This is a genomic window from Dickeya sp. CFBP 2040, from assembly GCF_012273755.1.
GTDB lineage: Bacteria > Pseudomonadota > Gammaproteobacteria > Enterobacterales > Enterobacteriaceae > Dickeya > Dickeya poaceiphila.
In genome coordinates this window covers 114,418-129,628 of sequence record NZ_JAAVXH010000074.1, presented here as the reverse complement: position 1 = coordinate 129,628, position 15,211 = coordinate 114,418, and the positions used below count along the sequence as shown (strand labels likewise).

Below are 15,211 nucleotides of genomic sequence, written 5' to 3'. Positions count from 1 at the left end.
TGTCGGCTCAGAACAGACCGAGCGGTTTCTCGGAATAACTCACCAGCAGGCATTTGGTCTGTTGGTAGTGTTCCAGCATCATCTTGTGGGTTTCGCGCCCGATACCGGACTGTTTATAGCCGCCGAACGCCGCATGTGCCGGGTAAGCATGGTAACAGTTGGTCCAGACACGGCCCGCCTGAATACCGCGCCCCATACGGTAGGCAATGTTGGTGTTGCGGCTCCATACCCCGGCGCCCAGGCCATAAGGCGTGTCGTTGGCAATTGCCAGCGCTTCTTCCGGTGTTTTGAAGGTGGTCACTGCCAGCACCGGCCCGAAGATCTCCTCCTGAAACACCCGCATTTTGTTCTGGCCGAACAGAATAGTCGGCTCCAGATAGTAACCCTGCGCCAAATCTCCCGGCAGCACTTTACGATGCCCGCCGGTCAGTACCTCCGCCCCTTCTTTCTTGCCGATATCGATGTAATTGAGGATGGTATCCAACTGCCCCGCCGATACCTGTGCCCCCATCATGGTCTGACTATCAAGCGGATTCCCCACCCGGATAGACTCTACCCGTTTGATGGCGCGTTCCATAAACCGTTCGTAAATCGATTCCTGAATCAATGCCCGGCTCGGACAGGTACAGACCTCACCCTGATTAAAGGCAAACAGCGCGAACCCTTCCAGCACCTTGTCAAAGAAGCTGTCTTCCTGATCCATGACGTCGGCAAAGAAAATATTCGGTGATTTGCCGCCCAGCTCCAGCGTCACCGGGATAACGTTCTGCGCCGCATACCCCATGATTTGTTGGCCGACTTCGGTCGAGCCGGTAAAGGCGACTTTGGCGATGCGCGGCGACGTCGCCAGATATTCGCCGATCTGCCCACCTGCACCGTTCACCACATTCAGCACGCCCGGCGGCAGAATATCCTGAATCAACTCCATCAACAGCAGTACCGACAGCGGGGTCAGTTTGGCGGGTTTGAGCACGATGCAGTTACCCGCCGCCAGCGCCGGGGCCAGCTTCCAGCACGCCATCAGCAGCGGGAAGTTCCAGGGAATAATTTGCCCGACAACGCCTAACGGCTCGTGGAAGTGATAGGCGACGGTGTCATGGTCGATTTCGCTTATCGCCCCTTCCTGCGCGCGAATACAGGCAGCAAAGTAGCGGAAATGATCGATGCCCAGCGGCACGTCGGCATTCATGGTTTCCCGGATAGGTTTCCCGTTGTCCCAGGTTTCCGCACTGGCCAATAACTCCAGATTAGCTTCCATACGATCAGCTATCCGGTTGAGGATCTGCGCTCGTTCGCGGGTAGACAACGCGCCCCATTCGGCACTGGCCTTGTGAGCGGCATCCAGCGCTTGATCGACATCGCGGCTGCTGGAACTGGCAACTTCACACAACGGTTGTCCGGTCACCGGCGTCAGGTTGACGTAATACTCGCCACCAACGGGGGGAACCCATGCACCACCAATAAAGTTGTCGTAGCGCTTTTTCAGTGTCAGGGCTGGGCCATATTCACCGGGTTTTACCCAATTTTCTGCATTATTGATGTCCATTTCTTTCTCCTTTGGTAACACGACGTGTCATCGCAGGCAGATACACAGCATCATGCCGGTACCCCTGCGCAGATATAGCCAGCCTGCCAGTACAAAACCAGGCAGGGATGAGAATCCTTCTGGCTGGATAAATCCTCACAGATAGTGATGGTTAAATCGTATACAGTGTTGCTGAGTTGTAAAAGCCCTGTGACAGAGAAAAATATCACTCTTCGACACAGCGCACAGTTTGTTATCTCTGTATCCGCACCATCGCTTTTATACTCAATGGGATAGCAGCATATTGGCGGGATAAAAATTCGCATCACCGCCATGGCGGTGAAATAATGTCAAAATAGATTCACCAACAACGGGCACAACACAGTGAACAGTGATGATTTTCAGGGCGTCCCAAGCAGCGGCGCCTGCCAGCGTAACGTCTGGCGCCAGGATGAGCTGGATTTGCCACAGCAGGATTGGCTGGCGCAAGAAGTACCGGTAGCGCTGGTTTATAACGGCATTTCACACGTCGTGATGATGGCATCGCCAAAAGACCTGGAGTCGTTTGCACTCGGCTTCTCTCTGTCGGAAGGTATCATCCAGTCAGCACAGGACATTTACGGCATGGATGTTGTGCCGGTGTGTAACGGCATCGAAGTACAAATCGAGCTTTCCAGCCGCCGTTTTGCCGGGCTGAAAGCACGCCGACGAGCGATGGACGGGCGCACGGGTTGCGGCGTCTGCGGGGTGGAACAACTGGCGGAAATCGGCAAGCCGGTAGCACCGCTGCCGTTCACGCAGCACTTCTCCTTATCCTGTCTGGAAGGCGCATTACAGGCGTTGAAGAGCGTGCAACAGGCAGGCGCGCTAACCGGCGCGACACATGCCGCCGCCTGGCTGTCACCGCAAGGCGAGTTGTTGGGAGGCTGCGAAGATGTGGGCCGCCATGTAGCGCTGGACAAACTGCTGGGAACGCGTGCGCGCCAGCCCTGGCAACAGGGCGCAGCACTGGTTTCCAGTCGCGCCAGCTATGAAATGGTGCAGAAGTCCGCCATGTGTGGCGTAGAGATCCTGTTCGCGGTTTCAGCCGCCACCTCGCTGGCAGTGGAGGTAGCCGAGCGCTGCAATCTGACACTGGTCGGCTTCTGCCGCCCTGGACGCGCCACCATCTATACCCACCCGCAACGGTTACAGCCATGATGGATGCGCCGGGCATAGCTTAGATCAATTTGTTGTTAGCCAAACATATTACGGAACAACCTATTGTAATAATAGGGGAAAAACAAAAATCAAACCGCCTTGCGCCACGAATAATCGTTTTCAAGATCATTTAATTAACTATAATGAACGTAATGCTTACGCGGTGCTAACAAACCATGGTGCCGCACAAACTGGTCACACCACGCATTGTGTATGACAATAATTTGCGCACGACAACAATGGAGATGCTAAACATGAGTTATTCACTGCCATCCCTGCATTATGATTATGACGCACTGGAGCCGCACTTCGACAAACAGACGATGGAAATTCATCACTTAAAACACCATCAGGCTTACGTCAAGAACGCTAACGCAGCGCTGGAATCTCTGCCTGAATTCGCCAGCCTGTCTGCCGAAGAGCTGATTACTAAACTGGATCAACTGCCAGCGGATAAAAAAGGCCCACTGCGTAATAACGCTGGCGGCCACGCCAACCACAGCATGTTCTGGAAAGGGCTGAAGCTGGGCACCACGCTGGAAGGCGAACTGAAAGCGGCTATTGAGCGTGATTTCGGCAGCGTTGACGCGTTCAAGGAAAAATTCGAGCAGGCCGCAGCAACCCGTTTCGGTTCTGGCTGGGCCTGGCTGGTGCTGAAAGATGACGGCAAGCTGGCTGTGGTTTCCACCGCCAACCAGGACAGCCCGCTGATGGGTGAAGCGATCTCCGGCGCATCCGGCTATCCGATCATCGCCCTGGACGTGTGGGAGCACGCTTACTACCTGAAATACCAGAACCGTCGCCCGGACTACATCAAAGCATTCTGGCACGTCGTAAACTGGGACGAAGCGGCTAAACGTTTTGCTGAAGCGAAAAAATAATACTTGAAGTAACAGTTAACTTTCTTACTGGAAATTAATCGACAAACCCGGAATAACATTCGTTATACCGGGTTTTTTCTATTTTATTTCCCGAATCACTACCGGGAAAAACAGTATAAAGTTTTAGTATGGTAAGCCGATAGAGTCTGCGTGTTCTTTTCACAAGCTATGCGCCACTGCTTATCTGTTATTTCATATATGCAGGGTTTTAAAGGTATGGAGACACAGTAACCAGATAATACGCCAGTCACTGACTCAGGCAAGCGACTGGAAAAAACAAATCCATCGGAAGCCGATTTGAGCACCCAAGCGCGGCCAGGAAGGCCGGCAACAGTTAGCGTACCCGTGCATGACACGGTGCTAAGTCTGTATGGATGCTAATTAAGAGCCTGGTATCTCACTTAGTCACTCAGCCTATCTACGATGGAAGAAAGCAAATGGCGATAAAATTCGAGAATATCAAAGTCGGCAAGAAGTTAGGATTAGGGTTCTCCTTGATTCTGATATTGACCGTTATCATTGCTGCCGTGAGTGTTCACTACATAGAAACATTGAAAGGGCGTTTTGAAAAAGTTATTTTCAGCAACCAAATTAATAATGAAGTCAGTGAAGCCCGTTATTATCGTGCGCTATATGGCGCTAATTATGAACCGGACAATCTTAAAGAAAATAGTAAACATATTGATAACATTATTGGGTTAATATCATCCATTCAGGATAAATCCTGGCGAAGCGATTACAATGACCGGCTGAATAATATCGATAAATTGATTAATCAGTATAAAGAAAGACGGAAAAATTACGCCGACGCCGTTGCCAAAAAAGATGACGTCAGAAAAAGCTGGAACCTGTCAGATTCTGAAAAACCGCTCAAACAGATAGAGCAGCAGGTGGCCGGCAATCTGCCGCTGCAATTACAACTCACTTCGTTGCACCAAAAACTGGTCAATGTTCGCTATATGGTACGCGGTCTGTTGTTGTCGCTGAACAGCGAGGCGCAAAAACCGCTGGTTACTGCGCTGGACGATGCCCAAAAGACGCTGAGCCAGTTCGTTCAGGCGCTGACGCCGGAACAGCAAGCCATCATGGCGCCTGTCGTCTCTACCGTCTCGACCTACAAAACGCAGGTACTGGCTTATCTGCCGGCTTATCAGGAAGAGTTGGCTCAGAGTAAGTTACTGGGTGACACTGCGAATATGCTTATCGACAACGTCAATAAGATGGTCACCGAGGAAACCGCCGCCACCCAGAGCGATATCACCAGCGCCGAATGGCAGATAGCGATTACCTCTCTGATTACTCTGATACTGGGCGCACTGATTGCCTGGTATATCTCCCGCCAGATTACTCACCCGTTGAACAATACCGTCGCTATCGCCGAAAGCATCGCCACCGGCGATCTGACTATCGCTATTGAGACAACACGCCACGACGAATTAGGAATGCTGTTCGGCGCCATGGCAAAAATGAAAGCCAATCTGCATCACATGATTGACGATATTCGTATGGGGGTCACCCAGATCACCACCGCCGCTAGCGAAATCGTCACCGGTAATAACGATCTGGCCGCTCGCACCGAATCTCAGGCGGCTTCAGTAGAAGAAACCGCCGCCAGCATGGAACAACTGACAGCCACCGTGAAACAGAACGCCGCTAACGCGCATCAGGCCAACAAACTGGTGTTGGATGCAACGCAGACGGCACAGGAAGGCGGCAAGCTGGTCGCTGATGTGGTGCAAACCATGTCGGACATTGAAGGCAGTTCCAAACGCATTGCAGAAATCACTTCGGTTATCAACGGTATCGCATTCCAGACTAACATTCTGGCGCTCAACGCAGCGGTGGAAGCGGCGCGTGCCGGTGAGCAGGGCCGTGGTTTCGCCGTGGTCGCCAACGAAGTGCGTAGTCTGGCGCAACGTAGTTCGCAGGCTGCTAAAGAGATTGAAGGGCTGATTTCCACCTCGGTCGATCAGGTAGCGAAAGGGGCGGATCTGGTACACAACGCCGGTAAAACCATGCAGGAGATTGTGACAGCGGTAACGCATGTACACGACATCATGGGGGAAATTACTGTCGCATCCGATGAACAAAGCCGCGGTATCGCTCAGGTGAATCAGGCGATTGTCGAGATGGACAGCACCACCCAGCAGAACGCCGCGCTGGTGCAGCAATCTTCCGCCGCCGCCAGCTCACTGGAAGAACAGGCGGTCATGCTCTCCAACACCGTATCGGTTTTCCGCCTCTCTTCCACGCAGGAACTGGGTTCCGCCAGCCACGGCTTACCGTTCGCCGGTCATCAGTTGTCTTATAAGCACTAATTAAGCGCTAATCCGCAGACAACAACCGTGCTCCCCTTCTTCTTCACCAAAGGGGAGCACACAACAGCAAAAGGGCAACCGATACGGGCTGCCCTTTTGTTTTTGCTGAAATCAGAACGCCTTTTTCAGGCTGATGCTGGCGATAAGTTCCGTCAACGACAGTACCAGCGTGGATCGCACCATCTGCTGGTAACGCTGCTGTTGCATCGCTGCCAGCAGCGCATCGTCGGCATCAGCGCCTGGCGGCGGCATCGGCGATGACGGCAAGCTGTTCACACAATGCAGCTCACTGATCGGCCCAAGGATTTCATCATCCGTAAACCGGTACTCGTGCTCATCGTGGGTCAGTTCCTCACCCAACGCCATCAGCAGCTCAGTATCTTCATACTCTTTACGGCTAATCATGCCCAGCCCGTAAATCAGCTTCAACCGCACCGACAATTCGCCCAAAGGCCCGCTGCCAGACAACAGCGGTTCAACGGCATATTTCACGGCATAGTCGTCTTTACGAAACACCTGCAACATCAACAGACTGACGGCTTCCGCCAATAACTCGACGGCCATCAGCATAAAACTTCTGACCGTTTTCGATGCATTCAGGGATTCCAGTACCCGGTTTTCAAATGCCTGCGTATCATCCATTGTCGCTTCTCGTACGTTAATTCTGCGCACAGTATTGCCCCTGCGCGGTGGAGCGGCTGACTCCACGAGGGAATCGCTTTGCATCATCAACTCCCCCGTCCTATCCCAACGCACTCGATTGAAAAGCAGGGACACAGCCTGACCTGTGCCGAGACGCGCCGACTACTGCATGGCGTTATACACACTCACCGCTTTTCCGACAACCTCGCTGTCAACGTCCAGACCGGAAATCTGCGCCAGCGCAACCTGCGGCCCTTGTGTGGCTATCAACGCCGCCAGTTCCTGCGCCTGCGGGTCCTGATCGCTGCGATAGTGCATCGCGGCGGCGATACCCTGAATCAGGTTGTCGTGCGGCAGCCCATACTCCAGCGTGCCCAGCAATGGTTTGATCAGGCGATCACCCGCGCTGAGTTTACGCAGCGGCTGGCGACCAACGCGCTCTACCTCATCATGCAGCCACGGGTTTTCAAACCGGGTAAGGATCTTGCGAATGTAAGCCTGATGCTTGTCGGCATCAAAGCCATAGCGACGAATCAGCACCGCACCACTCTCTTCCATCGCGCCTTGCACCACACAGCGGATAGCCGGGTCCAAAATCGCGTCGCGGATAGTACTGTGGCCCGCGCGCTGGCCAAGATAAGCCGTAATAGCGTGGCCGGTATTCAGGGTGAACAGCTTGCGCTCCACAAAAGCCATCAGGTTATCGGTCAGTTCCATACCGGCAATCGCCGGTGGTTCACCGTTGAACTGGGTTTTATCGACAATCCATTCACTAAAGGTTTCCACCGTCACCGCCAGCGGGTCGGACTCACCTGCTTCAGCGGGCGGCACAATACGGTCTACCGCTGAGTCCACGAAACCGACATGCTGCGCGACCCACGCCTGCGTATTTTCCGGCAGTTGCGCCAGCACATGCTGTTTGAGTTGGCTGGTGCCACGCACCATGTTCTCGCAGGCAATGATATTCAGCGACGAGGTATTGCCATTTTCATGGCGCTTCACCAGCCCCTGCGCAATCGTACCGGCGATCTTCGCCAGAATCTGCGGACCTACCGCCGTCGTGACCAGATCGGCCTCGGCAATCAACTCAACCGCCTGTGCGCTACCGCTGTGCACAGCGCTAACCTGGTTAACCGTCTCGACGAGTTGCTGTTCGCCGACGATCCGCACCGGGTAGCCGCCACGTTGATTGATGGCATCCAGCAACGGCTGATTCACATCGGCAAACGTCAGGGCAATACCCGCGTCCGCCAGCAGCTTGCCGATAAAACCACGGCCAATATTGCCGGCCCCAAAATGTAATGCTTTCATCATACGTAACCTTAAACTACTGAGATTTAACAATCAGTGAAACAAAGCGCCGCCCGAAGGCGGCACTTTTTTATTTATCTGTCAGGCAGGAGACTTGCCGGAGAGCAGGTTGAGAACCTCCTGCACATTTTCCGTTTGAGCCAGCCGTTCTATTATCGACTCGTCATCCAGCGCACTGGTGAGATTGGTGATAACCTGCACATGCTCGTTATTACGCGCCGCGATACCGATTACCAGACGAGCCACGTCATCCTCATCGTCGCCAAAGCGCACCCCTTGCGGATACTGGCAGAACACCACACCGGTTTTCAGCACCCGGTCCTTGGCTTCAATCGTCCCGTGCGGCACGGCAATCGACTCACCCAAATAGGTGGAAGTCAGTTTCTCACGTTCCAGCATCGCATCGACATACGCCGGCTCAACATATCCACCTTTTACCAGTTGTTCACCAGCAAAGCGGATAGCCTGTTCTTTATCAGCCGCCTGCAAGTTCAGGAAGATGTTTTTCTCCGTCAGTTGGAACAGCGTCTGCGGTGCAGCAGCCGGCTCGGCAGCGGACGTTGCCTGGGCTGGTTTAGCGCTGCCAGATTGGGCCGCCTGCAAACGAGCGACTAAATCGCTGTACAGATGGCTATCGAGGAAGTTGGTCAGCGAAATGTGCTGAGCCTGCGGTGCATGACGCATGGCGCGCTCGGTCAAATCACGGTGAGTGATCACCAGATCAACGTCTTCCGGCAGGTTGTTGATGGCGCAGTTGGTCACCGAAACGTTCTGCAAACCGGCATCCTGCACCTTCTTGCGCAGCACCCCAGCCCCCATGGCGCTGGAACCCATGCCGGCATCACAGGCGACGATGATCTTACGCACGGTACCAAGATCGCCACTCACACCGCCGACAGCCTGACCCTTGGACGCAGATTTCATCTCCTGCATACGACGGGTCGCCTGTTCCAGTTCATCATCATCTTTCACTTTGCTGCTTTTCAGCAGGATGGACGACACCACAAAAGAGACGGCAAACGCAGCGGCGATAGCGGTGATATTGGCGAAATACGCGCCTTTTGGCGTCATCGCCAACACCGCCAGAATGGAACCCGGCGAAGCCGGAGACACCAGACCGCCGTTCAACAGGCCCAGCGTGAACACGCCGGTCATCCCGCCAAGAATCACGGCGATGATCAAACGCGGATTCATCAGCACATACGGGAAGTAGATTTCATGAATCCCGCCCAGGAAGTGAATGATAGCTGCGCCCGGTGCAGACTGTTTGGCATTGCCACGACCAAACAGCATATACGCCATCAGCACGCCCATGCCCGGCCCTGGGTTGGCTTCGATCAGGAAGAAGATCGATTTCCCGGCTTCCGTCGCCTGCTGGATGCCCAGCGGCGAGAAGATGCCGTGGTTAATCGCGTTATTCAGGAACAGGATCTTCGCCGGTTCAACGAAAATCGACGCCAGCGGCAGCAGATTGTTTTGCACCATCAGGTGTACGCCGGCAGCCAGAAGGCGCGAGAGCGATTCAACCAACGGACCAATCGCCAGGAAAGACAGAATCGCCAGCAACATGCCGATGATCCCGGCAGAGAAGTTGTTGACCAGCATTTCAAAGCCGCTTTTGATTTTGCCGTCAACCGCAGCATCAAAGCGTTTGATAGCCCAGCCCCCCAACGGACCGGCAATCATCGCGCCGAGGAACATCGGGATATCGGAACCGACTACCACCCCCATGGTAGTAATCGCGCCGACCACGCCGCCACGTTCGCCCCCAACCAGACGCCCGCCAGTAAAGCCAATCAGCAACGGCAACAGATAGGTGATCATCGGGCCGACCAGCTTGGCCAGCGTCGCGTTAGGAATCCATCCGGTAGGAATAAACAGTGCGGTGATAATCCCCCAGGCAATAAAGGCGCCGATATTCGGCATCACCATATTGCTCAGGAAGCGGCCAAAATTCTGCACCTTGACCTTGGTATCTGGTGAGAGCATAGAGATACACCCCTTTGAAACGCGCGGCAGAAAGCGTTCGCGCGGTAATTATTGATTGTTAGACAGCGTGATGATTTCCGTCGGCATCATGGGGTCGTGTACCGCACTGTGTACATACCGCTATTGCCGCTTACGGCGTTTCACCATCACAACACGGCGTGACGGTGAAAAATCTCAATAGCACGGCCCCAAAAAAATCCTTTATCACAGCGGACTCTAGCACGTGGTTTTCAGACCGCAACTTGCGACAAAAATGTGATTAAAATCACATATCACGCCTACAAATCAGCCACAATTAGGTGACATGATTCACAAAAAAAATAATAAAAATGGAAAAATGGTCAAAAAAACACCATACGATACAGGAAAAATAGTGATAGTGAACACTATTTTAGTGGTTAGGTTTATGCGAAATACGTGATCAAAATCACAATATATTTCAGCGTGGACCCGTCTTCATACGAAAACCGGTCCACACCGTAAGCCATGTTAATGCGGCAGGAAATTCTGGGATTTGAGGGTGGTGAACAGTTTTTGCTGCTGGCTGGCAATATCGGTCATCAGGCTGTTGTACTGATCCACCTGCTGCTGGGTGTGAAACTGCACGCCGTTGTTACCAAATACCACCTGATTGCCCTGAGCCTGCAGATAGTCCCCCACCTGAATGACACTCTGCGCAAACGAGGTGCTGGCCGGCACCACCGTCACCATCGCATTAGCCGGCAGAGAAACGGCGCGGTTGTAAACCTTGTCATACACCGTCTGCAATTCTTCCGGCTGCTTAAGCGCCCGGCGAGCATTATCCGCCTGCGTTTTGGCATTCTGCACCTGCGGACTCAACATGGTAAGACCACCAAGCGCCTGACGCAGGTTATCGCGCTGAGTCATGTAATCCTGCGGTACGCGAATATGGGACACCACATCCAGTACCGGTGTCAGGCTGCCTGCCAGTGCCTGATCCAACTGCTGGTTGAAACTGGTCATCACCGCGTAGTCCTGGGTAAAACGCCCGAAACTCTGCTTCTGCTGTTCGGACAACGTCGGCAACTGGCGCCCTTCCTGCTGTGAAATTCCCTGCAGGAAAGTGATGAACGCCTGACGTGCATCCTTATCCTTGTCGCCACAGGCCGACAGTTGCAATGCCACAACCAACATAACCACTGGCAGCAGCCAGCGCGAACGGTAATCCGCCAACATCATTACTACTCCTGTTTATTTTCACTACCGTGACCCGGCGGCCTTCTTTAAACCACCAACGAGCCATCACCCGACGAGTCATATCGCCCTAAGCGTAACCGAACCTGCCGCCGCGTGGCACAGGCTGCGCCTGTTTTTTTCATCCCGCCGCCGGTTCATCAATCAAGAATCACTATTCTACGCCGGATTGGTGCTGTATGCCGTATGGTTCTCTATGCCGTATCGTACTTATGCCGTAAGCGACTACGCTCCCACAGAATCTCGATTTTGTTATCGCAATGCGCACCAGGTTGCACACCATCCCGCACACAACCATCATCTTGCACAAAAATAGTGCAATCCGGCAATGCATACCGGACATACAACATCCCACATTCCCCCTTTGGTCTGCTTTCTGGATTCAAAGCGGAAATTTTTAGTCAATTGAAAGATAAATAAAAATAAAACCATTACCCCCGGAATTCCCATGTTGCCACACAAGCTGGCAAGCATTTTGCTTTGTAGCACGGGCAGCAGGAGCGATAGCGGGCAACCGGTGTCGCCAGACAATTTGGAAATGGGTGACTAGGGTTCCGGCTTTGACTGCGCAGGTCCGAGAGTCACCGACCGCCCTCTGGCGGTTACACGGCGGGAAAAAAGCCCGGGAGGATACAGCGAGATAGATGCTCGCCGCCCTCCTGCTGGTTTAATCATTGCGCCCAACGTCAGAGGACATTCACCATGAAAACGATTCAACGATTACTGCTTGTTTGCGCCCTGGCGCTGTGCAGCGTCGGCGTGCAGGCCGCCGATAAATCTGCCTTCAAACTCTGCTGGTCTATTTACGCCGGCTGGATGCCCTGGGACTACGCCCAGCAGCACGGCATCATTAAAAAATGGGCCGACAAGTACGGCATCGACATCCAGTTTGTACAGGTCAACGACTACATCGAATCCGTTAACCAGTACACCTCCGGCGGCTTTGACGGCTGCGCCATGACCAACATGGATGCCCTGACCATTCCAGCCGCCGGCGGTGTGGACAGCACCGCGCTTATCGTTGGCGACTACTCAAACGGCAATGACGGCATTCTGATCAAAGGCACCAACAGCCTGGCTGCACTCAAGGGCAAACCGATTAATCTGGTGCAGCTGTCGGTTTCTCACTACCTGCTGGCGCGGGCGCTGGAAAAAAGCGGCATGAGCGAAAAAGACATCAAGGTAGTGAATACCGCCGATGCCGATTTAGTCGCCGCGTTCGGTACGCCTGACGTGCAGGCTATCGTCACCTGGAACCCGCTGCTGGCAGAAGCCAAAAAACAGCCGGGCAGCCAACTGGCGTTTTCTTCCGCGCAAATCCCCGGCGAAATCCTCGATTTGCTGGTGGTCAACACCGCCACACTGAAACAACACCCCGAACTGGGTAAAGCGCTGACCGGCGCATGGTATGAAACCCTGCAAACCATGTCTGGCGATAGCGCTGCCGCACGTCAGGCACGCACCTTCATGGGGCAAGCCGCCGGTACCGATCTGGCCGGGTTTGACGCGCAACTGGCCGCCACCCACCTGTTTGCTACCCCGAAACAGGCGCTGGAATTCGTCCAGAACGCGCAGTTGAAAACCACCATGCAGTCCGTGGCGGAGTTCTCCTTCCGTCATGGCTTGCTGGGCGAAGGTGCGCCGGGCGCTGACGTGGTGGGTGTCGCCACCCCAGCGGGCCTGTGGGGCAACACCGGCAATGTCAAACTGCGTTTCAGCGACGAGTTCCTGAAACTGGCCGCCGACAACAAGCTGTAATCAGGAGAACGCCGGATGCGCAAATTGATCAACTACCAGCCGTTGCCGCTGACACGCGGAATGATGGGGTTTCTGCCGCTACTGGCGCTGTTGCTGGTCTACCTGATGGCATCCGACGCCCGGCTGGCGGTGAATGCCGCCGACAAGCTGTTGCCGGGGCTGAGCGCGATGGCGCAAGCCATGCACCGCATGGCGTTTGAACCCAACGAGCGCACTGGCGAATACCTGTTGTGGGTCGATACCGCCGCCAGCCTGCTGCGGTTGTTGACCGGCGTAGGCTTAAGCGCCGTGCTGGCGCTGGTATTCGGCCTGCTGTGCGGCGCACTGCCAGCGGTACGGGCCACCTTGTCGCCACTAATCACCTTGTTTGCGCTGATCCCGCCGCTGGCGGTGCTGCCGATCCTGTTCATCGTTTTCGGGCTGGGTGAAGCATCGAAAGTGGTGCTGATCATGGTGGGTATCACGCCGTTTATCGTGCGGGACCTGCAACTCTACATCCAGAGCCTGCCGCAGGAGCAACTGGTGAAAGCGCAAACCCTTGGCGGCCACAGCGGCCAAATCCTGTGGCGGGTGATCCTGCCGCAACTGATGCCGCGTTTGCTGGACGCGGTGCGCCTGTCGCTCTGCTCCGCCTGGCTGTTTCTGATCGCCGCCGAAGCGATTGCCGCCACCGAAGGGCTGGGTTACCGCATCTTCCTGATGCGCCGCTATCTGGCGATGGACGTCATTTTGCCCTACGTCGCCTGGATAACCATGCTGGCGTTCCTGCTCGATGTGCTGCTGCGGGTCATCAGCCGTCGCAGCTGGCCCTGGTATTACTCGAAATAAGCCGTTGACCAGAACGCAGGAGAACCTATGTCGTTATTAACACTAAAAAATCTCAAAAAAGAGTACGACGGTCAGGTGGTGCTGGAACGGCTCAACATCTCCGTTGAGGAGGGCGAATTCGTTTCCATTGTCGGTGCGTCCGGCTGTGGCAAAACCACGTTTCTCAAGATGCTGCTCGGCACCGAAAGCCCCAGCAGCGGCCAGTTGCTGCTAGACGGCGCGCCGATACCGCAAGAGCCGGACCAACACCGCGGCGTGGTATTCCAGCGCTACTCGGTTTTCCCTCATCTTCGCGTGCTGGAAAACGTGATGATTGGCGCGGAGTTCGCCGAGGCTCGCTGGCTGGGTCGGGTATGGGGCAAACGCCGTCGGGCGATTCATGATGAAGCAATGGCGATGCTGCGTCAGGTCGGGCTGGAGCAATCCGCCCGGAAATATCCGCATCAGTTGTCCGGCGGTATGCAACAACGGCTGGCATTAGCACAGGCGTTGATCAAACGACCACGCATTCTGCTGCTGGATGAACCGTTCGGCGCGCTCGACCCCGGCATCCGTGCCGAAATGCATCAGTTGATCAGCCGGTTATGGCAGGAGCACCGCCTGACTATTTTCATGATCACCCATGACCTTAAAGAAGGCTTTTCGCTCGGATCGCGCCTGTGGGTGTTCGACAAGCTCCGTCATGACCCGCAAGCGCCGGACGCATTTGGCGCCAGCATCACCTATGACCTCCCGCTGGAACGTGCGCCTGCCGGCGTGCGGGACTCAGTGGGAGAACTGATTGACAGGCGGCAGCACGTCGCCTGACCAGGAGGAATCACACCATGAATGATCATTATCAGACTGAGCTGCCCGCCGGGTCGCACTGGTCGCTGCTGATGCGCCGCGGCACCGCGCTGCGCCTGACCGACGTCGAAGGCGGCGCCAACGTAGGCATGTTGTTCTACAACCCGGAAAATCCGCTGGAGCGTTACAACGCGCCGGATACGCTCAAATGCCAGCACACATTTCGCCTGACGGCAGGACACTGCCTGTATTCGGATATGGGGCGCATTTTCTGCGGCATCGAAACCGATAGCTTTGGCTGGCACGACACCGTGTGCGGCACCGCCAATGCCCAGCAGGTGGCGCGTCAGTTCGGTGAACTGAACTACCAGCAGGCCCGCAACGACCGTCATCAAAACGGTTACGACAGCTTTCTGGTGGAACTGGCGAAATATGGCCTCGGCAAGCGCGATATGGCCGCCTGCGTCAACTTTTTCGCTCATGTCGGCAGCGATGACAACGGTAACCTGCGGCTTGAGCAACAAGGTAAAGCCGGTGCCAGCGTCACGCTGCGCTTCGCCATGGATACGCTGGTTATTCTGCACACCTGTCCGCACCCGCTCAGCACCGCTGCCGACTATCCGCGTCATCCGGTGCTGCTGACGTTGGATCATCAGCGCGCGCCGCTACCGGAGATCTGTCTGGAACGCCCGGAAAACCGGCGTGGACTGCGCAATAACGCGCTTTACTATCTGGCTGAACAACCACAAGGAGTCTGA

General features: G+C 54.9%; 12 protein-coding genes and 1 riboswitch. Of the genes, 7 read left to right on the top strand and 5 right to left on the bottom strand.

What is annotated here, in order from left to right:
* Positions 1-7: 7 nt before the first annotated feature.
* Complete coding sequence (locus Dpoa2040_RS09950; RefSeq protein WP_168641142.1) at positions 8-1,546, bottom strand: aldehyde dehydrogenase family protein; 1,539 nt, start codon at positions 1,544-1,546, stop codon at positions 8-10.
* A gap of 363 nt (positions 1,547-1,909) precedes the next feature.
* Here Dpoa2040_RS09950 and fdhD point away from each other — a divergent pair, with 363 nt between their 5' ends.
* The 3 genes from fdhD (at position 1,910) to Dpoa2040_RS09935 (ending at position 5,924) form a co-directional block, all read left to right on the top strand.
* Positions 1,910-2,725 (top strand): formate dehydrogenase accessory sulfurtransferase FdhD, encoded by an 816-nt coding sequence (gene fdhD, locus Dpoa2040_RS09945; RefSeq protein ID WP_168641141.1) that lies wholly within the window; start codon positions 1,910-1,912, stop codon positions 2,723-2,725.
* Positions 2,726-2,979: 254 nt separating this feature from the next.
* Positions 2,980-3,606 (top strand): superoxide dismutase [Mn], encoded by a 627-nt coding sequence (sodA, locus tag Dpoa2040_RS09940; protein WP_168641140.1) that lies wholly within the window; start codon positions 2,980-2,982, stop codon positions 3,604-3,606.
* 437 nt (positions 3,607-4,043) lie between these two features.
* Positions 4,044-5,924, top strand: a complete 1,881-nt coding sequence (locus Dpoa2040_RS09935) for a methyl-accepting chemotaxis protein (protein ID WP_168641139.1) — start codon at positions 4,044-4,046, stop codon at positions 5,922-5,924.
* A gap of 111 nt (positions 5,925-6,035) precedes the next feature.
* Here Dpoa2040_RS09935 and Dpoa2040_RS09930 read toward each other — a convergent pair whose 3' ends face one another.
* The 4 genes from Dpoa2040_RS09930 to Dpoa2040_RS09915 all read right to left on the bottom strand — a co-directional run bounded on the left by Dpoa2040_RS09930 (position 6,036) and on the right by Dpoa2040_RS09915 (position 11,066).
* Entirely contained in the window at positions 6,036-6,650 is a 615-nt protein-coding gene (locus Dpoa2040_RS09930) for an MltR family transcriptional regulator (protein ID WP_128569797.1), read from the bottom strand.
* 78 nt (positions 6,651-6,728) lie between these two features.
* Entirely contained in the window at positions 6,729-7,877 is a 1,149-nt protein-coding gene (locus tag Dpoa2040_RS09925) for a mannitol-1-phosphate 5-dehydrogenase (protein WP_168641164.1), read from the bottom strand.
* 81 nt (positions 7,878-7,958) lie between these two features.
* Complete coding sequence (locus tag Dpoa2040_RS09920) at positions 7,959-9,866, bottom strand: PTS mannitol transporter subunit IICBA (protein ID WP_168641138.1); 1,908 nt, start codon at positions 9,864-9,866, stop codon at positions 7,959-7,961.
* Positions 9,867-10,355: 489 nt separating this feature from the next.
* Positions 10,356-11,066, bottom strand: coding sequence for a DUF3053 domain-containing protein (locus Dpoa2040_RS09915; protein WP_042873582.1), 711 nt, complete (start codon positions 11,064-11,066; stop codon positions 10,356-10,358).
* Between the two features lie 550 nt (positions 11,067-11,616).
* Positions 11,617-11,712, top strand: a riboswitch (guanidine-I (ykkC/yxkD leader).
* A 71-nt stretch (positions 11,713-11,783) separates the two neighbouring features.
* Here Dpoa2040_RS09915 and Dpoa2040_RS09910 point away from each other — a divergent pair.
* From Dpoa2040_RS09910 to Dpoa2040_RS09895, 4 genes are read left to right on the top strand one after another with little or no spacing between them, the layout of a single operon-like run.
* Positions 11,784-12,839 carry a putative urea ABC transporter substrate-binding protein gene (locus Dpoa2040_RS09910; RefSeq protein ID WP_168641137.1) on the top strand — a complete coding sequence of 352 codons (1,056 nt, stop codon included), beginning with the start codon at positions 11,784-11,786 and terminating at the stop codon, positions 12,837-12,839.
* Between the two features lie 15 nt (positions 12,840-12,854).
* Complete coding sequence (locus Dpoa2040_RS09905) at positions 12,855-13,667, top strand: ABC transporter permease (protein WP_168641136.1); 813 nt, start codon at positions 12,855-12,857, stop codon at positions 13,665-13,667.
* Positions 13,668-13,694: 27 nt separating this feature from the next.
* Positions 13,695-14,474, top strand: a complete 780-nt coding sequence (locus tag Dpoa2040_RS09900; protein WP_146411664.1) for an ABC transporter ATP-binding protein — start codon at positions 13,695-13,697, stop codon at positions 14,472-14,474.
* 17 nt (positions 14,475-14,491) lie between these two features.
* On the top strand, positions 14,492-15,211 hold the full coding sequence (locus Dpoa2040_RS09895) for an urea amidolyase associated protein UAAP1 (RefSeq protein WP_042873594.1): 720 nt from the start codon (positions 14,492-14,494) through the stop codon (positions 15,209-15,211).

What these genes read in the sequence shown, in the direction of transcription:
- Dpoa2040_RS09950 (WP_168641142.1), bottom strand. Translation starts at nt 1,546, where the DNA reads ATGGACATCAATAATGCAGAAAATTGGGTAAAACCCGGTGAATATGGC.
- sodA (WP_168641140.1), top strand. Translation starts at nt 2,980, where the DNA reads ATGAGTTATTCACTGCCATCCCTGCATTATGATTATGACGCACTGGAG.
- Dpoa2040_RS09935 (WP_168641139.1), top strand. Translation starts at nt 4,044, where the DNA reads ATGGCGATAAAATTCGAGAATATCAAAGTCGGCAAGAAGTTAGGATTA.
- Dpoa2040_RS09930 (WP_128569797.1), bottom strand. Translation starts at nt 6,650, where the DNA reads ATGCAAAGCGATTCCCTCGTGGAGTCAGCCGCTCCACCGCGCAGGGGC.
- Dpoa2040_RS09925 (WP_168641164.1), bottom strand. Translation starts at nt 7,877, where the DNA reads ATGAAAGCATTACATTTTGGGGCCGGCAATATTGGCCGTGGTTTTATC.
- Dpoa2040_RS09920 (WP_168641138.1), bottom strand. Translation starts at nt 9,866, where the DNA reads ATGCTCTCACCAGATACCAAGGTCAAGGTGCAGAATTTTGGCCGCTTC.
- Dpoa2040_RS09915 (WP_042873582.1), bottom strand. Translation starts at nt 11,066, where the DNA reads ATGATGTTGGCGGATTACCGTTCGCGCTGGCTGCTGCCAGTGGTTATG.
- Dpoa2040_RS09910 (WP_168641137.1), top strand. Translation starts at nt 11,784, where the DNA reads ATGAAAACGATTCAACGATTACTGCTTGTTTGCGCCCTGGCGCTGTGC.
- Dpoa2040_RS09905 (WP_168641136.1), top strand. Translation starts at nt 12,855, where the DNA reads ATGCGCAAATTGATCAACTACCAGCCGTTGCCGCTGACACGCGGAATG.
- Dpoa2040_RS09900 (WP_146411664.1), top strand. Translation starts at nt 13,695, where the DNA reads ATGTCGTTATTAACACTAAAAAATCTCAAAAAAGAGTACGACGGTCAG.
- Dpoa2040_RS09895 (WP_042873594.1), top strand. Translation starts at nt 14,492, where the DNA reads ATGAATGATCATTATCAGACTGAGCTGCCCGCCGGGTCGCACTGGTCG.